Origin of the sequence: Methylobacterium sp. WL64 (assembly GCF_008039945.1) — a bacterium.
Taxonomy (GTDB): Bacteria; Pseudomonadota; Alphaproteobacteria; order Rhizobiales; family Beijerinckiaceae; genus Methylobacterium.
In genome coordinates this window covers 1-19,147 of record NZ_VRVA01000100.1, presented here as the reverse complement: position 1 = coordinate 19,147, position 19,147 = coordinate 1, and the positions used below count along the sequence as shown (strand labels likewise).

The window sequence follows — 19,147 nt, the reverse complement described above, 5'->3', positions numbered from 1 at the left end:
GGGGGCGCTGAGCTGTCTATCAGAGAGAGCGGGGGCCGGGCGCGTGGCGGGGGGGGGGGAGGGGTGCGCGGCTGCCGGAAAGATCGCGACGGGCTTCAGATCCTGAACCGTCGCGCTGCCCCTCTCCCCCCCTGCTGCGCAGGGTACCCTCCCCCGCAGAGGGAGGAGGGCGTTTCCGGCTCCTGTTCCAAAGCCCGAACACCCTCAGAGCGCCCGGACCCGCTGCACCAGCTCGCCGACCAGGCCGCGGGCGGTCTTGCCTTCGGCGGCCGCGCGCCAGGTCAGGCCGATGCGGTGGGAGAGCGCGTCCCGGGCGAGTTCGGTGACGTCCTCCGGGGTGACGTGGTCCCGGCCGCGCAGCCAGGCCCGGGCCTTGCCCGCCATCATCAGCGCGAGCGTGCCGCGCGGCGAGGCCGGGTGCTCGATCATCGCCCGCAGGTCCGGCGCCGCCGCATCGGTGCGGGTCGCCGCCACCAGGCGGACCAGGTAATCCTTGAGCGCCGGCGACACGTAGGTGGCCAGAGCCGCCTCCCGGGCGGCGCGCACGTCGGCCAGCGCCAGGCGCACCGGCATGGCCTCGACATGGTGGGTCATCTCGCCCTCCACGAGGTCGAGGATCGCCCGCTCGGTGGCCTCGTCGGGCATCTCGACCACGACGTGCAGCAGGAAGCGGTCGAGCTGCGCCTCCGGAAGCGGGAAGGTGCCGGCATGCTCGATCGGGTTCTGGGTCGCCACGACCATGAACGGGTCGGCGAGCGGGTGGGTCTGCCCGGAGACCGTGATCTGCCCCTCGGCCATCGCCTCGAGCAGGGCCGACTGCACCTTGGGCGGCGCCCGGTTGACCTCGTCCACCAGCACGAGGGCGTGGAACAGGGGTCCCTGCAGGAACTCGAAGCTGCCGCTGTCCTGGCGCCAGACGGTGGTGCCGGTGAGGTCGGCCGGCATCAGGTCCGGGGTGCACTGGATGCGTGCGAACGAGCCGTCGAGCCCGTCGGCCAGCCGCTTGACCGCGCGGGTCTTGGCGAGGCCCGGCGCGCCCTCGATCAGGAGGTGGCCGCCGATGAGCAGACCGATCAGCAGGCGCTCGACCAGGCCGGCGCTGCCGATCAGGCCGCGTTCCAACCCGTCGCGCAGGGCCAGGACCCGCCCGTGCAGGGCCGCGTCCGGTTCGGCCCCGGGACGGCGTTCGGCGAGGGCGTCACTCATGCGAAGAACGCTCGGGCGCGGAGAAATACACCCGCCACGGGGGCCGTGTCCTGCATCCTGCACGTCTCCTCGGCCCGGGTCCCGTATTCATGAGGGATCCTCAGGTTGAGGCCGGTGTGCCCGCTGCCCGGTGGGGCCGTCAATCCCGGCCGGTTCCGCCTCCGGTCCGTGCCGAGCGTCATCCCGGGGGCCGGTTGCCGGATTCCGGGAAAAGGTGATGCAAAACCAAGGGCCTGGTGCGCCGTCCCGGATCCGCTATCCCGGACGGCGCGCCGAGCCGGCCATGATGTCACGGTTTCGTCACCTCTCGCCTCGCAAGAGACCGCCATGACCAGCTACGCCGCCATCCCCGAGGAATTCAAATCCGCCATCGGCCTGATCGTCGCCTTCGTGCTCGGCACGGCGATCGGGGCCGAGCGGCAGTACCGGCAGCGCACCGCCGGCCTGCGCACCGCGGTGCTGGTGGCGATCGGCGCCTCGGCCTTCGTCGATCTCGGCATGCGGCTGACCGGCCCGGACGGCGGGGTCCGCACGGTGGCCTACGTGATCTCCGGCATCGGCTTCCTGGGCGCCGGCGTGATCATGAAGGAGGGGATGAACGTGCGCGGCCTCAACACGGCCGCCACCCTGTGGTGCTCCGCCGCCGTGGGGGCGTTCTGCGGCGCCGACCTGCCTCTGGAGGCGGTGTTCGTCACCGTCACGGTGCTGACCTGCAACACGGCGCTCCGGCCCCTGGTGAACGCCATCAACCGCGCCCCGATCCGCGAATCCTCCACCGAGGCGACCTACGAGGTCCAGGTGACCACCGCGCCCGGCGAGGCCGGCCCCGCCCAGGACCTGCTGGTCGAGCGCCTGGAGGCGGCGAACTATCCGGTCAGCAACGTCGAGGTCGAGGAGCGCGGCGGGGGCGCGGTCGACGTGGTCGCGACGCTGACGGCCAGCGCCGTCAAGGCGAGCGAGCTGGATGCGGTCACGGCCGATCTCGCCAAGGCGCCGGGCATCCGCCACGCCACCTGGTCGGTCCAGACCGCAGATTGATGGTCGGGGACTTTGCGTCGCGCGGGGCTGAAGCCGCCGCGCCGACGCCCGCACGGTGGGGTGGCGCCGGCCCTGTCAGCGCGGCGGGGCAAGCGGACGGGTGCGGCGCTCGATCACCACGGTCGGGCGGGTGCGACGCTCGACCACCACGGTGCGGGGCGCCCGGCTGGGGCTGGCATGGGTCAGGATCCGCTCCGGCATCCGCTCCGGCTTGGCCTTCTTGGCCGCCAGGACGTGCGGACGGACCTCGTCGACCGGAAGCCCGATCAGGCCCGCGGCGATCTCGACCTGCTGCTCGACATCGTCGGCCAGGTCCTGGGCGGCGGCGACCGCCTCGTTCACCGTGGGCGGCTCGCGGCGCACGCGGATCGGCGGCAGGTCGGCGAAGCTCTTCTGCGTCTTCTTCACGGGGCGACTCGCGGTCATCATCGAACAGACATAGCGCCTTCCGCGCCGGTTGTGCAGTGCATCATAATCGGCGGCTGCCCGTCCGGGGAACATGTCTTGGGCTGGAATACCGCATACGGCACGCCGTTACCCCCGCTCCACAGGGCGAACATCATCCGCGCGCCGGTCGGCGCTGCGCTGCGGCATAATAACGCGGGCCCGCGCGGGGCGCCAAGCGGGGATCGCGATCCCCGTCCCGGACCGGGCGGAGACCGTCCGGAGCCTCGTGCCGACGGGTGGGCCGAACCTCCGGGATGAGCGGAAACCCGAGGCCGCGCGCATCGGCCGGGATCCGGTCCTCCGGACGATGCGCTAGGCTCGCGCGCCATGGCCGAATCACTCGATCCCCGCCTCACCCCGGCCCGTCCGGACATCGCCGACATCCGGTTGCGCGGCCGGGTCACGGCGGAGCGCTTCGTCGCCGCCGCCCCGCGCCGGGTCGTGGCGCCGGCGGCGCCGTTGCGCCGGGCGCCCTCGGCGGAGGCCGGGCTCGACACCGAGGCGCTGCTCGGCGACGCCGTGGACCTCTACGCCGAACAGGGTGGGTTCGCCTTCGTGCAACTCGTCCGGGACGGCTATGTCGGCTACCTGCCGGCCGATTGCCTCGGCCCCGCCGCGCCCGAGCCGACCCACAGGGTCACGGCGGTGCGCACCTTCCTGTATCCCGAGCCCGACCTGAAGCGGCCGGTGCGCGCCCATCTCAGCCTCGGCGCGCGCCTCGTCGTCACCGGCGAGGCCGGGGCCTATTTCGAGACCCCCGGCGGCTATGTCTTCGCGCGCCACTGCGCCCCGCTGGCGCAACACGAGCCCGACTACGCGGCCACGGCCGAGCGGCTCGCAGGGATTCCCTATCTCTGGGGCGGCCGTACCAGCCTGGGGCTCGATTGCTCGGGTCTCGTGCAGCTCTGCCTCGACGCCGCCGGCCTCCCCTGCCCGCGCGACGCCGACATGCAGGAGCGGGGCCTGGGCCGGGCGCTGCCGCTCGCCCTCGACGGATTGCGCCGGGGCGACTTCGTGTTCTGGCGCGGCCATGTCGGGCTGATGCGCGACTCCGAGACGCTGATCCACGCCAACGGCCACCACATGGCGGTGGCGGCGGAGCCGCTGGCCGGCGCGGTGGCCCGGATCCGGGAGAACAGTTTCGGGGCGGTGACCGGGATCCGCCGGCTCTAGGTCGAGGATCCGGGCACCCCGGGTCCAAAACGCGCGGCAAACGTGCTACAGGGACGCTCCGCGGTCGTCTTCCTGCCCGGTTCGCAGTCCAGGACCGTTGACAGGACAGCCCCGCCCTCGCCACATCGACACCATGACCGCAGACCTCGCGTCCCTCGCGCCCGCTCAGGGCACCACCGGCAAGCCGCCGCTGGAGATCCTGCTCTGTGCCCCACGCGGCTTCTGCGCCGGCGTGGTGCGGGCCATCGACGTGGTCGAGCGGGCTCTCGCCCTCTACGGGCCGCCCGTCTACGTCCGGCACGAGATCGTCCACAACAAGTACGTGGTCGAGAGCCTGAAGCGGAAGGGCGCGGTGTTCGTCCGCGAACTCGACGAGGTGCCCGACAGCGGCGCCCCGGTGATCTTCTCCGCCCACGGCGTGGCCAAGACCGTGCCGGCCAACGCCGATTCCCGCGGGCTCACGACCATCGACGCCACCTGTCCGCTGGTCACCAAGGTCCACCGCGAGGCCGAGATCCACCACAAGCGCGGCCGCCACGTGCTGCTGGTCGGCCATTCCGGCCATCCCGAGGTGGTGGGCACCATGGGCCAGCTGCCCAAGGGCTCGATCACCCTGGTGGAGGATCTGGACCAGATCCAGGCCCTGACGCCCGAGAATCCCAACAACCTCGCCTGGGTCACCCAGACGACCCTGTCGGTCGACGACACCCGCCACATCGTCGAAGCGCTCAAGAAGAAGTTCCCGAACATCACCGGGCCGCACAAGGACGACATCTGCTACGCCACCACCAACCGCCAGGAGGCGGTGAAGCAGGTGGCCCCGCTGGTGGACGCCCTGATCGTGGTCGGCTCCTCGAACTCCTCGAACTCCCAGCGCCTGCGCGAGGTCGCCGAGCGCGTCGGCTGCCCGATCACCCGCCTCGTGCTGCGCGCCGAGGAGATCGACTGGCCGGCCTTCGAGGGCATCCGCAAGCTCGGCCTCACCGCCGGCGCCTCGGCCCCCGAGGTGCTGGTCGAGGAGATCATCGAGGCCTTCGCCGCGCGCTACGACGTGATCGTCGACACCGTCTCGACCGTGGTCGAGGACATGGTCTTCCCGCTGCCGCGCGAGCTGCGCAGCGAAGCGGCCGAGTAGGCCGCGCCAGGATCCCGCCCCCGACCCAGGAGGGGGCCTATCCCGTCCAACCCCTTCATCCCGAGGTGATGGGGTGTACCGGAGGGCTCAAAAGAGACCTCCAGGGATCGTGCGGCCGTCTGGAGCGCTCCTTCGAAGCCGCTCCGCAGCACCTCAGGATGAGGCAGCGGGTCGGAAAACCGGGTCCGTCGGGTCGCTGTGCGATCCTTCGACGATCCTGAAACGCCCAAGAAGAAACCCGAGCGCGAACACGTGGCCGTCTACACCGAGGTATCCGACGCGGCGCTCTCCGAGTTCCTGTCCGCCTATTCCATCGGCAGCCTGCTCTCCTTCAAGGGCATCGCCGAGGGTGTCGAGAATTCCAATTTCTTCCTGCAGACCACCCAGGGCTGCTACATCCTGACCCTCTACGAGAAGCGGGTGCGGGCGGGGGACCTGCCGTTCTTCATCGGGCTGATGGAGCACCTCTCCGCGCGCGGCCTCGCCTGTCCGCAGCCTGTGCGGGACCGAGCCGGCACGGCGCTCGGGGAGCTCTGCGGTCGGCCGGCCGCCATCGTCAGCTTCCTCGAGGGTGTCTCGGTCAAGACACCCGGCGTCGGGCATTGCCGGGAACTCGGCCGGGCCCTCGCCGAGCTGCACGCGGCCGGCGCCGATTTCGCGATGGTGCGCGAGAACAGCCTGTCGGTGGCGTCCTGGCGCCCGCTCTTCGCGCAGGCCGAGGCCCAGGCCGATTCGGTGGCGCCGGGCCTGGCGGAGCGCACCCGCGCCGACCTCGCACGGCTGGAAGCCGCCTGGCCCCAGAACCTGCCGGGCGGGGTGATCCACGCGGATCTGTTCACCGACAACGTATTCTTCATCGGCGACAGCCTCTCCGGGCTGATCGACTTCTACTTCGCCTGCACGGACGCGTTCGCGTACGACCTCGCGGTCTGCCTCAACGCCTGGTGCTTCGAGGCCGACGGTACCTTCCACCGGGACATGGCCGCGGCGTTGATTGCCGGCTACGAAGCGGTGCGGCCGCTGGAATCCGCCGAGGTCGCGGCGCTGCCGATCCTGTGCCGGGGCGCCGCGCTCCGCTTCATGCTGACCCGTCTGGTCGATTGGCTGAACGTGCCGCCCGGCGCCCTGGTGAAGCCCAAGGACCCACGGGAGTTCGATCGCCGGCTCACCTTCCATCGCCAGGCGCGGGACGCGCGGGATTACGGGCGGCAGGCCTGAGGGACGGATGAGCACCGAGACGACCGAGACCGCAACCGAGCCCATGCGGGTGAAGATCTACACGGACGGCGCCTGCTCGGGGAATCCCGGCCCGGGCGGCTGGGGCGCGATCCTGATCTTCGGCGATACCCAGAAGGAGCTCTCGGGCGGCGAGGCGCACACCACCAACAACCGCATGGAGATCCTGGCGGCGATCGAGTCCCTGGAGGCGCTCAAGCGCCCCTGCCGGGTCGACCTGTTCACGGACTCGCAGTACCTGCGCCAGGGCATCACCAGCTGGATCCACAACTGGAAGGCCCGGGGCTGGCGCACCGCCGACAAGAAGCCGGTGAAGAACGAGGATCTCTGGCGCCGGATCGACCTGGCCAACGCCCGCCACGAGGTGGCTTGGCATTGGGTCAAGGGCCACGCCAGCGACCCGCTGAACAACCGGGTCGACTCGCTCGCCGTGGCCGCGATGCTGCCGTTCAAGCGACGCTGAGATCGCTCCGGATATCGGCTTCGGTCTCGGACGCTCAACGCGACCGAGGCGGCCCTTGCAGAGCGGCGTGCAAGACCCGGAGCATTCGAACGGAAACATCTTCGACGTCGTAGACGATGATGTACCGGCGATGACGATCAGATCGCGTGTGCCGGCGACACGGCCCGGACGCCCGAGAGCGGGACGATCCACCAAGCGGGCGGTCGTCTCGGCGAACCGCTCATCGGGCGCGATGGCAGCCGCTGGTCTTGGAATCGAGCCGTTGCCGTGTGGCTGCCCGCCCGGCAGCGAACCGCGCTTCCACGCCCTCGGCGGGGATCACACGGCCCCTATTGGCAGAATCCAGTCCGATCTGAACCTGCCGGCGAAACCAAGCGTCATGCTCGATCTCGTCCCGCTGCGGCCTGACGTATGCCTGCATGACGTCACGCAGGAGCTTCGCGCCATTACGGTCGCGATCTGTGCGACCTGGGAGAATTCATTCGTCAGGGTTTATCGACCGGAAAGGTGAATGTCGCCGCGCCCGAAGTCGCCGCCCCTTTGTTCGACGGAACATCTCCATGACGGTCGGAGGGCGACACGTCGCGGCCAACTCGAAAACGACCGGATCGGATGACGTGGCCGTCAGATCCGGCATGGCTGTGCGGTCCTCAATCCGTCTTGCCGTCGAGACCCAGCCAGTGGCGGCCGTCCCGGGCCAGGAGGTCGTCCGCCTCCTTGGGCCCGGTGCTGCCGGCCGGATAGGGCTTCACGTCCGCCTGCGGCCAGCCCTGGAGCAGCGGATCCACCGCCGACCAGCCGGCCTCGATGTTGTCGGCCCGCTGGAACAGGGTCGCGTCGCCGATCATGCAATCGTACAGCAGGGTCTCGTAGCCGACATTCGGCTGGTCGGCGAAGAAGTCCTTGTAGCGGAACGCGGCGCTCACCCGGCCGATCTTCATCTCCGGGCCCGGGACCTTCACGTTGAACTCGGTGCCGACCCCATGGTCCGGGTCGATCATGATCCGCATCACCGTGGGTCCGAGGTCGGCGTTCGGGGTGTCCTCGAACATCTTGAACGGGGCCGGCTTGAACAACACGGCGATCTCGGTGCGCCGCCCGGTCATGCGCTTTCCGGTGCGGACGTAGAACGGCACGCCGGCCCAGCGCCAGTTCTCGATGTTGAGCTTGAGGGCGATGTAGGTCTCGGTGACCGAGTCCTTGGCGACGTGCGGCTCGTCGCGGTAGCCCGGCACGTCGCGCCCCTCGGAGGTGCCCGCCGTGTACTGGCCGCGCACCGCGTCCTCCGGGGGGATCGGCTGGACGGCCTGGGCGAGCTTGGCTTTCTCCGAGCGCACCGCCTCGGCGCCGAACGAGTTCGGCGGCTCCATGGCGACCATGCAAAGCAGCTGGAACATGTGGTTGGGCACCATGTCCCGGAGCGCCCCGGTCGGCTCGTAGAAGCCGCCGCGCTCCTCGACGCCCACGGTCTCGGCCGCGGTGATCTGGATGCTGTCGATGTATTCCCGCCGCCAGACCGGCTCGAGGAGGCCGTTGGCGAAGCGGAACGCCATGATCGACTGGACCGTCTCCTTACCCAGGAAGTGGTCGATGCGGTAGAACTGGCTCTCGTCGGCCTGCTTCAGGATCCGGGCGTTGAGTTCCCGGGCCGAGGCGAGATCCGAGCCGAACGGCTTCTCGATCACCACCCGGCGGAAGTCGCCGTCCTCCTGCTTGAGCAGGCCGGCCTGGCCGAGGCCGTCCACGATCGTGCCGAAGAACCGGGCCGCCACCGCGCAGTAGAACACCGCGCTGCCCTTCACCTTGTCTTTGACCGCCGCGAAGGTCTCGGGCTTCTCGAAATCGCCCTTCAGGTAGTGCAGCCGGTCGCGGATGAAGCCCCAGCTCTTGGGGTCGATGTGGTCGGCGTGGAACTCCGAGGTCGGATCCTTGCTGAACGCCTCCAGGGTCTGGGTGAGATTGTCCCGGAGGGACTCGTCGGTGCCGTCGGAATGATCGACGCCCAGGATGGAGAAACCCTCCGGCAGGAGCCCGGCCCCGGCGAGGTTGTAGAGCGAGGGCATCAGGAGGCGCTTGGTCAGGTCGCCGCCGGCCCCGAAGATCACCAGCGTGCAGGGCGGCGCCGGCTTGGTGCCGCTGGCCGCATCGTCCTTGAGGGCTATCGTCTGCTCGGCCATGCCTGGCTCCTTTCGGGCTGCACTGCAGCAAATCGGCGTGACAACCCACCGGTAGCAATGCCCGTTCCGGCAGCGTCTCTCTATGCTGCTGCGATCGGACAGCGGTGGAGAATCGCGCATGCATACCCACTCCCTCGAACCCTGGAGCCACGGCCACGTGTTCCTGGGAGACCGTCATGACCGGCACGCGCGCCGGACCTGGGCGGTGGTGGCGCTGACCGCGGCCACGATGGTGGTCGAGATCGTCGGCGGCACCTGGTACGGCTCGATGGCGCTGGTCGCCGACGGCTGGCACATGTCGACCCATGCGGCGGCGCTCGGCATCGCGGCCCTGGCCTACCGCTTCGCCCGGCGCCACGCAGAGGATCCGCGATTCAGCTTCGGCACCGGCAAGTTCGGGGATCTGGCGGCCTTCGCCAGCGCGGTCATCCTGGGCCTGATCGCCCTGCTGATCGGCGCCGAGAGCCTCGTCCGGCTGCTCCACCCGGCGCCGATCGGCTTCGGGTCGGCCATCCCGATCGCCGTCCTCGGCCTCGTGGTGAACCTCGCCAGCGTCCGGCTCCTGCACGACGACCACGACGATCACGGGGATCACGGCCACGCCCAGGGCGGCCACAGCCATGGCGGTCATGGTCATGGCGGTCATGGTCATGGCGGCCACGACACCAACTTCCGTGCCGCCTACATCCACGTGATGGCCGATGCGCTGACCTCGGTCCTGGCGATCGCCGCCCTGCTGGGCGGGCGCTATCTCGGCCTCGCCTGGCTCGATCCGGCCATGGGCCTGGTCGGCACGGTGGTGATCCTGGCCTGGTCCTGGACCCTCCTGCGCACGGCGGGCCTCGTGCTGCTCGATGCCCGGCCGTCCCCGGCCGCAACGGCCGACATCCGCGCCCGCCTGGAGACGGAGGGCGACCGGGTGAGCGACCTGCACCTCTGGCAGGTCGGTCCGGGCCACCGCGCCGCGGTGATCGCGCTCGTCAGCGACAACCCGCAGCCGCCCGCGCACTACAAGGCCCGGCTCGCCGGGGTGCGCGGTTTGAGCCACGTCACGGTGGAGGTGCAGCCCTGCCCGGGACACGCGGAACACGGCTGATCCGGGATCCCGAAGGGCTCAGCCCTTCGGCGGTGCACGGGCGCGGAGCCCCAGATACCTGGGCAAAGCCCGACATCAGGGTCCGGGATCGTGCGCCTCACTCGTCCGGGCGGACGGCCTGGCCGCCCCGGTCGATCGGCAGGGTCGGACCCTTCAGTTCGGCATCGCTCGGCAGGGCGCGGACGTCCCAGCCGCCGCCCAGCGCCCGGATCAGCGTGACCGCCGCGGTGAAGCGGTTGAGCCGGACCTGGAGGGCGTTGATCTCGTTGCTCACGAGCAGGCCCTGCGCGGTCACCACCGTGGTGAAGTTCTGCGTGCCGGCCCGGTACTCGTTGAGGGTGATCTCCACGGCCCTGCGGGACGATTCGACCGCCGCGTCCTGGGCACTCTGCTGCAGGCCGAGGATGCGCAGGGCCGCCATCTGGTTCTCGACCTCCGCCAGGGCGGCGAGCACCACCTGCCGGTAATTGGCCACCGCCGCGTCGTAGCCGGCTTCGGCCGAGCGCACCGCCGCCGTGCGGGCGCCGCCGTCGAACAGGACCTCGGTCCCCGCGGCGGTCGCCGACCAGACCTGGTTGGCGGCCGAGAACAGGCCGTTGCGGGTCAGACCCGAGATGCCGCCCTGGGCCGAGATCGTCACCGTGGGGTAGAAAGCGGCGACCGCGACGCCGATCCGCTCGCTCTGGCCCTGAACCAGGCGCTCGGCCTGGGCGACATCCGGCCGCCGCTCGAGCAGGTCGGACGGGATCCCGACGGGCACGGTGGGCGGGTTGCGGCCGATGCCGGCCACCGGGATCGTCACCTCCGAGGGCGGTCGCCCGATCAGGGTCGCGATGGCGTTGACGTACTGCACCCGGGTCAGCCGGATCGCGATGGCCTGGGCCTCGATGGTCTGGACCTGGGTCTGCGCCGTGATCACGTCCGAGCGGGCCGCGACCCCGGCCGCGTACTGGTTCTCGGTGATGCCGAGCGTCTTCTTGAAGTTCGCGACGTTCTCGTCGAGCACCCTCTGGAGGGCGTCGGCGTAGCGCACGGTCAGGTAGTCGGCCGCGACCTCGGCCTGGATGGTCAGCCGGGTCGCGGCGATCGTGGCGGCGTCGGCTTGGGCCAGCGCCGCCTCGCTCTCGATGTTCCGGCGGGTGCCGCCGAACAGGTCGAGTTCCCAGCTCGCCTGTCCGAGCAGCGCGGCGCTGGTGCGCGCGGTGTTGCCGCTGCCGGTCCGGGTGATGCTCGGGGCGCCGACAACGGTCGGGTACAGGGCGGCCTGGGCCGAGGCGACCAGGGCCCGGGCTTGCCGGTAATTCGCAACCGCCTGCCGGAGGGACTGGTTGTCGACATCCACGAGGCGGATCAGGCGGTCGAGGGTCGGGTCCTTGAACACCCGCCACCAGTCGCCGCGCTCCGCCGCGTCGTTGGGCCGGGCCTCGCGCCAGCCCTTCTTGCGCGCCGCCACGACAGCCGCGCTGTCCTCCCGCTTGCCGCCCTCCCGGTAGGCGAGCGGGGTCTCGACCGAGGGCCGGGCATAGTCGGGGCCGACGACGCAGCCCGCCAGAGCCGGGATGAGAGGAAGGAGAAGGAGATGGCGCAGCCCGAGGCTACGGGCGCGTCTCCCTCCCCCCTCTGCGTAAGGAAGACGCTCTTCCGTCAGCAGCGAGCGGGCCACAGCGGTCCCCCCCTCCCGTGCGGGAAAGGGGACCTGCCCCTCACCGGTCGACGACGCGTGAGGGGAGCCCGCAGAACCCGAAGACATAGGCGCGCGCGTGGGGGCCGCCGGTGTTTCACGTGAAAACGAACGCATCACTCTCCGGCCGGCAATGCCGCTGCGCCGCCGGGCCCGGCGCCGCGGCGGCGGGCGAGCACCCGGTGCCGGAGGCGGTCGAGGGTCAGGTAGACGACGGGGGTGGTGTACAGGGTCAGGATCTGGCTCACGATCAATCCGCCCACGATGGCGATGCCCAGGGGCCGGCGCAGCTCGGCCCCCTCGCCGGTGGCCAGGATCAGCGGCACGGCCCCCAGCATGGCGGCGAGCGTGGTCATCATGATCGGCCGGAAGCGCACGAGACAGGCCTCGCGGATCGCATCCACGGGATTCGCCCCCCGGGTCCGCTCGGCGTCCAGCGCCACGTCGATCATCATGATCGCGTTCTTCTTCACGATGCCGATGAGCAGGAACACCGCGATCAGCGCGATGATGGTGAATTCGGTGCCGGTCAGCAGCAGGGCCAGCACCGCGCCGACGCCGGCCGACGGCAGGGTCGAGAGGATCGTCAGCGGGTGCACGAAGCTCTCGTACAGGATACCCAGCACCGCGTAGACCGCCAGGATCGCGGCCAGGATCAGCAGCGGCTGGCGCGAGGCCGAGGCCACGTAGTTCTTGGCCGCGCCGGCATACTCGCCGTGGATCGTCGCCGGCAGCCGCAGGGACGCCATCGCCCGGTCGATCGCCGCGGTGGCGTCCGACAGGCTCTTGCCCGGTGCGAGGTTGAACGAGATCGTCGTAGCGACGAACAGGCCCTGGTGGCTCACCTGGACGGGGGCGCTGCCCGGCTCGATCCGGGCGAAGGCCGAGAGCGGCACCATGGTCTCCTTGGCGGCCGAGACCGGCGCGCTCGAGGAGGCGCCGCCCTTGCTCGCCGCGATGGCGTTGGAGGAGGCGTTGCGGGCGGAGTCGGAGGCGATCGCGGCGGCGTTCGAAGCGGCATCGGCCGTGCTGGTGGCGGCCGCCGCGGCGGCTCCGGTGGACGCGCCGCCGACCGCCCCCGTGGCGGTCGTGGCCCCCGTGGAGGGCGCGGCGCCGCTGCCGGGGCTGCTGGTGCCGGTGGCCGCGTTGGTGTTGACGCCGCCCGCCGCCGCGACGGTGCCGGCCACCGCGTTGGTGATGGCCGCGCCCGGCGCGTTGCCCCCGGAGGTCGAGACGAAGATCTGCTTCAGCGTCTCGGGGGATCCCAGGTAGCGCGGGGCGATCTCCATCACGACGTGGTACTGGTTCAGGGGGTTGTAGATGGTCGAGACCTGGCGTTGGCCGAAGGCGTCGTACAGGGTGTTGTCGATCTTATTCGGGGTGATGCCGTACCGGAACGCGGTGGCGCGGTCGATCACCACCCGGGTCTCCAGCCCGCCCTCCTGCTGGTCGGAGGTGACGTCCGCGAAGGTCGGGTCCTTCTGGAGGGCGGCGACCAGCTTCGGGGCGGCGGCGAACAGCTCCTCGGCGGTGTCGCCCTGGAGGGTGTACTGGTACTGGGCGAAGCTCTGGCGGCCGCCCATCTGCAGGTCCTGGCGCGGGAAGACGTAGAGGCGCGCGCCCGCGACCTGGGCGAGCTTCGGCCGGAGCCGCGCCATGACGGCCGAGATCGGCGCCCGCTCGCCGATGGGCTTGAGCCCGATGAACACGTTGGCCGAGTTGGTGCCGCGGCCGCCCGTGAATCCGACGACGCTCTCCACCGCCGGATCCGCGCCCACGATGGTGGTGGCCTGCCGGAGCTTGGTCTCCATGGACTGGAACGAGATGCGCTGGTCGGCCTGGACGCCGCCCATCATCTGGCCGGTATCCTGCTCGGGGAAGAACCCCTTCGGCACGATGATGTAGAGGTAGACGTTGAGCCCCACGGTGGCGAGCAGGCTCAGCAGCACCAGCCGCGGATGGGCGAGCGCCACCGACAGAGTCCGGGCATAGGCGTCGAGCAGCCAGGAGAAGCCGCCCTCCAAGCCGCGGATCAGGATGTTCGGCCGGCGTCCCGCCGCGCGCCCGTGCCCCTCGGCCCGCAAAAGGCGGGCGCACATCATCGGCGTCGTGGTCAGTGAAAGGACCAAGGAAATCAGGATCGACAGCGACAGGGTGACGGAGAATTCCTGGAAGATCCGTCCGATCAGGCCGCCCATCAGCAGGATCGGCAGGAACACCGCGATGAGCGATAGGCTCATCGAGATCACCGTGAAGCCGACCTCCCGGGCGCCGATCAGCGCCGCCTGCAACCGGGGCTTGCCGTCCTCGATGTGGCGCTGGACGTTCTCCAGCACCACGATGGCGTCGTCGACCACGAAGCCGGTGCCGATGATCAGGGCCGTGAGCGACAGGATGTTGAGCGAGTAGCCGAGCAGGTACATCGCCGAGAAGGTGCCGATGATCGAGATCGGCACCGCCACCGCGGGGATCAGGGTCGCCCGGCCGGAGCGCAGGAAGGCGAACACCACCAGGATCACGAGGCCGACCGCAACCAGCAGGGTCTCCTCGGTGGCCGCGAGCGATGCCCGGATCGTGGCGCTGCGGTCGCCGGTGAGCTTGATGTCGATGCCGCCGGGCAGCGCCGCGGTGAGCTGCGGCAGCGCCTTCTTCACCGCGTCGATGGTCTCGACCACGTTGGCGCCGGGCTGCTTGTAGACGAACAGCAGCACCCCGGCCTTGCCGTTGACGATGCCGAGGTTGCGCTTGTCCTCGACGCCGTCGAGCACTTCGCCCACATCCGTGAGCTTCACCGCGGCGCCGTTGCGGTAGGCCACGATGATGTCGCGGTAATCCTCGGCCTTGCGGCCCTGGTCGTTGGCGTAGAGCTGGTAGCGCCGGCCGCCGGCGTCGATCTCGCCCTTGGGCGAGTTGGCGTTGGCCGAGGCGAGCGCCGCCCGGATGCCCTCCAGGCCGATGCCGTAGTTGAACAGGGCGGTGGGATCGAGCTCCACCCGTACCGCCGGCAGGGACGAGCCGCCGATATCGACGTTGCCGACGCCGGGCAGCTGCGACAGCTTCTGCTGCACCACGGTGGCGGCCGAATCGTAGACCTGGCCGCGGGTCAGCGTGTCCGAGGTCATGCCGAGAATGATGATCGGCGTGTCGGCGGGGTTGAACTTCCGGTAGGTCGGGTTCTGCCGGAGCGAGGCCGGCAGGTCGGCGCGCGCCGCGTTGATCGCCGCCTGGACGTCGCGCGCCGCGCCGTCGATGTCCCGGTTCAGGCCGAACAGCAGCACGATCCGGGTGGAGCCGAGCGAGTTCGTGGACGTCATCTCGTTGACGTCCGCGATGGCGCCGAGCCGCCGCTCCAGGGGGGCCGCCACGGTGGTCGCCATGGTCTCGGGCGAGCCGCCCGGCATCTGGGCCTGGACCAGGATGACCGGGAAGTCGATCTGCGGCAGCGGCGCCACCGGCAGCTTCAGGAACGCGAACAGGCCGGCGAGCAGCACGCCGATCGTGAGCAGCGTGGTCGCGACCGGCCGGCGGATGAACGGCTCGGAGATGTTCACGGGCGGTGCCTCCCGTGGTGGTCCTGGCGGAGCGCTGCGTGCTTGTCGGAAGAGGCGCAACCGGCTCCGCGCATCTCCCTCCCCCCGCTGCGGGGGAGGGTGGCCCCTGCGTTAGCAGGGGTCGGGAGAGGGGACGCGGCTTCAGGATGGGTCGCAGCCTTTATGAAGGCCATAGCCGGATCCTGCACCGTTGCTCCCCTCTCCCGACCGCCTTCGGGGGCCACCCTCCCCCGCAGAGGGGGGAGGGATAGGGCGCGCGCCTCGACGGCCTCGCCGACCCTGTCGAGGACCGGACCGAGATTGCTCAGCACGAGATCGTTCGGGAAGCGCAGGACCTCGAAGCCCTGGCTTTTCAGCCACGCATCGCGCTGCGCGTCACGGCGACGACGCGCGTCGGTCTCGTGCGGTTCACCGTCCAACTCGACGATCAATCGTGCGGAAGCACAGAGGAAATCGGCGATATAGGGCGGGATCGGAACTTGCCGTCTGAACTTGGGTCCGTGAAAGCGCCCGGCACGCACCTGCTGCCAGAAGAGATCCTCCGCACGGGTCCGCTCGCGGCGCTGGCCTTTCGCGAAGGTGCGCAGGCGGGGCGAGATCGCTTCGAAGCGGCGCCCGTCGGCACGGAGTGAGCCACATCCTGCACCGTCGCTCCCCTCTCCCGACCCCCTTCGGGGGCCACCCTCCCCCGCAGAGGGGGGAGGGAGAGGCGCGGAATCGTCCCGGCCCCTCATGGTACCGCCTCGCCGCTTTCGAGGGCGGGCCCCCGCCGCCCGGCGATCCGGCGCTCCAGCCGATCGAAGGCCAGATAGATCACCGGGGTCGTGAACAGGGTCAGCACCTGGCTGACGATCAGGCCGCCGGCGATACAGATGCCGAGCGGCTGGCGCAGCTCCGAGCCGACGCCGGTGCCGAGGATCAGCGGCACCGCCGCGAACAGGGCGGCCAGCGTCGTCATCAGGATCGGGCGGAAGCGCAGCAGGCAGGCCTGGAAGATCGCCTCCCGGGGATCGAGCCCGTCCTCGCGCTCGGCCTGCAGCGCGAAGTCGATCATCATGATCGCGTTCTTCTTCACGATGCCGATCAAGAGCACGATGCCGATCACCGCGATGATGTCGAGGGACAGGCCGAACAGCATCAGGCCGAGCAGCGCCCCGATCCCGGCCGACGGCAGGGTCGACAGGATCGTGATCGGGTGGATGAAGCTCTCGTAGAGCACGCCCAGCACGATGTAGACGGTGATGATCGCCGCGAGCACCAGGAACAGCTCGTTGCTGAGCGCCGACTGGAACGCGAAGACCGAGCCCTGCGGCACCACCCGGAACGAGGGCGGCAGGTCGATCGCGGCCTTGGCCTGCTCGATCGCCTCCACGGCCTGCCCGAGGGCCGCGCCGGGGGCGAGGTTGAACGACACCGTGGTGGCCGGGAACTGACCGAGATGCGAGATCAGCAGGGGCGCCCGCCGCTCGCTGATCCGCGCCACCGCGGAGAGCGGCACCTGGCCGTTGGTGGCCGTCGAGGACGGCAGGTAGATCGTGTCGAGGCTGCGCAGGGTGGTGTGCAGGTTCGGGTCGGCCTCCAGGATCACCCGGTACTGGTTGGACTGGGTGAAGATGGTCGAGATGATCCGCTGGCCGAAGGCGTCGTAGAGGGCGTTGTCGATGGTCGCCGGGGTGATGCCGTAGCGGCCGGCGGTGGGACGGTCGATGGTGACGTAGGCGGCGAGCCCCTGCGCCTGGTGGTCGCTCGCGACGTCGGCCACCACCGGGGATTTCGCCAGGGCTTCGGTGAAGCGCGGAACCCAGGTCTCGAAATCGTTGAGGTTCGGGGTCTCCAGGATGAGCTGGTACTGGGTCGCCGAGACCGCGGTGTCGATGGTCAGGTCCTGGACCGGCTGCATGTACAGGCGCATGCCGGGCTCGGCCCGGGCCGCCTCCGTGATCCGTCGGATGATCGCGCCGGCCGAGTCCGTCCGCTGGTCGCGCGGCTTGAGGTTGATCAGCATCCGGCCGGAATTGAGCGTGACGTTCTGGCCATCGACCCCGATGAACGAGGACAGGCTGGCGACGTCCGGGTCCTTCAGGATCAGCGCGGCCATCCGCTGCTGGCGCTCGGCCATGGCCGCGTAGGAGACGGACTGGTCCGCCTGCGTGATGCCCTGGATCACCCCGGTATCCTGGACCGGGAAGAAGCCCTTGGGGATCACCACGAACAGGTAGACGGTCAGCACCAGGGTGCCGAGCGCCACCAGCAGGGTCAGGCCCTGATGGTTCAGCACCACCCGGAGCGCCCGGCCGTAGGCGGCGATCGTACCGTCGGTGGCGCGCCGCCCGGCGCGCGCGAACACGCCCTCGCGGCGGCGGATTCTGGCCTCGGGCGCGTGCTTGAGCAGGCGCGCGCACAGCATCGGCACCAGGGTCAGCGACACGACCGCGGAGATCACGATGGTGGCGGCCAGCGTGATGGCGAATTCGTGGAACAGGCGCCCGACCACGTCGCCCATGAACAGCAGCGGGATCAGCACCGCGATCAGCGAGACGGTGAGCGAGATGATGGTGAAGCCGATCTCGCGCGACCCCTTCAGGGACGCCTCCAGGGGCGAATCGCCGGCCTCCACGTGGCGGGCGATGTTCTCGATCACCACGATGGCGTCGTCGACCACGAAGCCGGTCGCGATGGTCAGGGCCATCAGCGACAGGTTGTCGAGGGAGAAGCCGTACAGGTCCATCACCGACAGGGCGCCGATCAGCGACAGGGGCACCGACAGGCTCGGGATCAGCGTCGCCGACAGGCTGCGCAGGAACAGGAAGATCACCAGCACGACCAGCGCGATCGCAAGCCCCAGCTCGAACTGCACGTCCTCCACGGAGGCCCGAATCGTGGTGGTGCGGTCGGTGAGCGGCGCCACCGCGACGGAGGTCGGCAGGCTCGCCTGCATCTGCGGCAGCAGCGCCTTGATCTTGTCGACCGTGGCGATGACGTTGGCGCCCGGCTGGCGCTGGATGTTCAGGATGACCGCGGGCGTGGTGTCGGCCCAGGCGCCGAGCTTGGTGTTCTCCGGCCCCTCGACCACGTCGGCGACCTCCGAGAGCATCACCGGGGCGCCGTTGCGATACGCGATGATCGCTGCGTTGTAGGCCTTCGGGTCGCGGATCTGGTCGTTGGCGTTGATCGCGTAGGATTGCTTCGGCCCGTCGATCGAGCCCTTGGGGGTGTTGACGTTGAGGTTGGTGATGGTGGTGCGCAGGTCGTCGATGTTCAGCCCGTAGGCGGCGAGCGCCCGGGCGTTGAACCGCACCCGGATCGCCGGACGCTGGCCTCCCGAGATGCTGACCAGGCCGACGCCGGCCACCTGGCTGATCTTTTGGGCGAGCCGCGATTCCGCGAGGTCGCGCACCTGGGTCAGCGGCAGGGTCTTCGACGTGAGGGCCAGGGTCAGCACCGGGGCGTCGGCCGGGTTGACCTTGGCGTAGATCGGCGGCGCCGGCAGGTCCGAGGGGAGCAGGTTGCCGGCGGCGTTGATCGCCGCCTGGACCTGCTGCTCGGCGATGTCGAGGGGCAGGTCGAGGTTGAACTGCAGCGTGATGACCGAGGCGCCCGCCGAGGATTGCGAGGTCATCTGGTTGAGGTTGGCGAGCTGGCCGAACTGTCGCTCCAGCGGCGCCGTGACCGAGGAGGTCATCACCTCGGGGCTCGCGCCCGGATAGAAGGTCTGGACCTGGATCGTCGGGTAATCGACGGCCGGCAGCGCCGAGACCGGCAGGTTCAGGTACGAGACGCCGCCGACGATCAGGATCGCCAGCATCAGCAGCGTCGTGGCGACCGGACGAAGGATGAAGAGGCGGGACGGGTTCATGGCAGGCGCGCCCTGGCCGGGCTCACTGCGCCGACCGGCGCCCGTGCCGGCGGCCGCCCTCCGGCGCTGCCGGAGGGGCGGCCTCGGC

General features: G+C 70.3%; 13 protein-coding genes. 6 read left to right on the top strand and 7 right to left on the bottom strand.

The annotated features are described in order from the left end of the window. Positions 1 to 204 precede the first annotated feature (204 nt). Positions 205 to 1,206 (bottom strand): MoxR family ATPase, encoded by a 1,002-nt coding sequence (locus tag FV242_RS26420; protein WP_147940988.1) that lies wholly within the window; start codon positions 1,204 to 1,206, stop codon positions 205 to 207. Between the two features lie 327 nt (positions 1,207 to 1,533). Between FV242_RS26420 and FV242_RS26415 the strand changes: the two genes are divergently transcribed. Continuing rightward, positions 1,534 to 2,244, top strand: coding sequence for an MgtC/SapB family protein (locus tag FV242_RS26415; RefSeq protein WP_147857001.1), 711 nt, complete (start codon positions 1,534 to 1,536; stop codon positions 2,242 to 2,244). Positions 2,245 to 2,319: 75 nt separating this feature from the next. On the opposite strand, the gene FV242_RS26410 is transcribed toward FV242_RS26415, so the two are convergent. Then, positions 2,320 to 2,652 carry a hypothetical protein gene (locus FV242_RS26410; protein WP_246692098.1) on the bottom strand — a complete coding sequence of 111 codons (333 nt, stop codon included), beginning with the start codon at positions 2,650 to 2,652 and terminating at the stop codon, positions 2,320 to 2,322. Between the two features lie 366 nt (positions 2,653 to 3,018). On the opposite strand from FV242_RS26410, the gene FV242_RS26405 reads away from it, so the two are divergent. The 4 genes from FV242_RS26405 to rnhA all read left to right on the top strand — a co-directional run bounded on the left by FV242_RS26405 (position 3,019) and on the right by rnhA (position 6,698). Next, positions 3,019 to 3,864 (top strand): C40 family peptidase, encoded by an 846-nt coding sequence (locus tag FV242_RS26405; protein ID WP_147940987.1) that lies wholly within the window; start codon positions 3,019 to 3,021, stop codon positions 3,862 to 3,864. 133 nt (positions 3,865 to 3,997) lie between these two features. Beyond that, positions 3,998 to 4,999 carry a 4-hydroxy-3-methylbut-2-enyl diphosphate reductase gene (gene ispH, locus FV242_RS26400; RefSeq protein WP_147855115.1) on the top strand — a complete coding sequence of 334 codons (1,002 nt, stop codon included), beginning with the start codon at positions 3,998 to 4,000 and terminating at the stop codon, positions 4,997 to 4,999. A gap of 252 nt (positions 5,000 to 5,251) precedes the next feature. Next, complete coding sequence (thrB, locus tag FV242_RS26395; RefSeq protein WP_147940986.1) at positions 5,252 to 6,217, top strand: homoserine kinase; 966 nt, start codon at positions 5,252 to 5,254, stop codon at positions 6,215 to 6,217. Positions 6,218 to 6,224: 7 nt separating this feature from the next. Continuing rightward, on the top strand, positions 6,225 to 6,698 hold the full coding sequence (rnhA, locus tag FV242_RS26390) for a ribonuclease HI (RefSeq protein ID WP_147940985.1): 474 nt from the start codon (positions 6,225 to 6,227) through the stop codon (positions 6,696 to 6,698). Positions 6,699 to 7,348: 650 nt separating this feature from the next. Here rnhA and zwf read toward each other — a convergent pair. Then, positions 7,349 to 8,875, bottom strand: coding sequence for a glucose-6-phosphate dehydrogenase (gene zwf / locus FV242_RS26375; RefSeq protein WP_147910045.1), 1,527 nt, complete (start codon positions 8,873 to 8,875; stop codon positions 7,349 to 7,351). 118 nt (positions 8,876 to 8,993) lie between these two features. On the opposite strand from zwf, the gene dmeF reads away from it, so the two are divergent. Continuing rightward, the gene (gene dmeF, locus FV242_RS26370; RefSeq protein ID WP_147940984.1) at positions 8,994 to 9,971 is read left to right on the top strand and encodes a CDF family Co(II)/Ni(II) efflux transporter DmeF; all 978 of its coding nucleotides are present in this window, start codon (positions 8,994 to 8,996) and stop codon (positions 9,969 to 9,971) included. Positions 9,972 to 10,068: 97 nt separating this feature from the next. Here dmeF and FV242_RS26365 read toward each other — a convergent pair whose 3' ends face one another. The 4 genes from FV242_RS26365 to FV242_RS26350 form a co-directional block, all read right to left on the bottom strand. Beyond that, positions 10,069 to 11,559: an efflux transporter outer membrane subunit gene (locus FV242_RS26365; protein ID WP_187278571.1), complete on the bottom strand. Its 1,491-nt coding sequence runs from the start codon at positions 11,557 to 11,559 to the stop codon at positions 10,069 to 10,071. A gap of 209 nt (positions 11,560 to 11,768) precedes the next feature. Then, on the bottom strand, positions 11,769 to 15,203 hold the full coding sequence (locus tag FV242_RS26360) for an efflux RND transporter permease subunit (protein WP_147940982.1): 3,435 nt from the start codon (positions 15,201 to 15,203) through the stop codon (positions 11,769 to 11,771). After that, complete coding sequence (locus FV242_RS26355) at positions 15,200 to 15,937, bottom strand: endonuclease domain-containing protein (RefSeq protein WP_147940981.1); 738 nt, start codon at positions 15,935 to 15,937, stop codon at positions 15,200 to 15,202. Before FV242_RS26355 ends, FV242_RS26360 begins: the two co-directional genes overlap by 4 nt. Continuing rightward, complete coding sequence (locus FV242_RS26350; protein ID WP_147940980.1) at positions 15,934 to 19,059, bottom strand: MdtB/MuxB family multidrug efflux RND transporter permease subunit; 3,126 nt, start codon at positions 19,057 to 19,059, stop codon at positions 15,934 to 15,936. The genes FV242_RS26355 and FV242_RS26350 overlap by 4 nt, the downstream gene beginning before the upstream one ends. Between the last annotated feature and the right edge of the window lie 88 nt (positions 19,060 to 19,147).

Coding starts and splice junctions, on each gene's coding strand:
- dmeF (WP_147940984.1), top strand. CDS start 8,994: ATGCATACCCACTCCCTCGAACCCTGGAGCCACGGCCACGTGTTCCTG.
- FV242_RS26420 (WP_147940988.1), bottom strand. CDS start 1,206: ATGAGTGACGCCCTCGCCGAACGCCGTCCCGGGGCCGAACCGGACGCG.
- FV242_RS26405 (WP_147940987.1), top strand. CDS start 3,019: ATGGCCGAATCACTCGATCCCCGCCTCACCCCGGCCCGTCCGGACATC.
- FV242_RS26415 (WP_147857001.1), top strand. CDS start 1,534: ATGACCAGCTACGCCGCCATCCCCGAGGAATTCAAATCCGCCATCGGC.
- zwf (WP_147910045.1), bottom strand. CDS start 8,875: ATGGCCGAGCAGACGATAGCCCTCAAGGACGATGCGGCCAGCGGCACC.
- ispH (WP_147855115.1), top strand. CDS start 3,998: ATGACCGCAGACCTCGCGTCCCTCGCGCCCGCTCAGGGCACCACCGGC.
- FV242_RS26350 (WP_147940980.1), bottom strand. CDS start 19,059: ATGAACCCGTCCCGCCTCTTCATCCTTCGTCCGGTCGCCACGACGCTG.
- rnhA (WP_147940985.1), top strand. CDS start 6,225: ATGAGCACCGAGACGACCGAGACCGCAACCGAGCCCATGCGGGTGAAG.
- FV242_RS26355 (WP_147940981.1), bottom strand. CDS start 15,937: ATGAGGGGCCGGGACGATTCCGCGCCTCTCCCTCCCCCCTCTGCGGGG.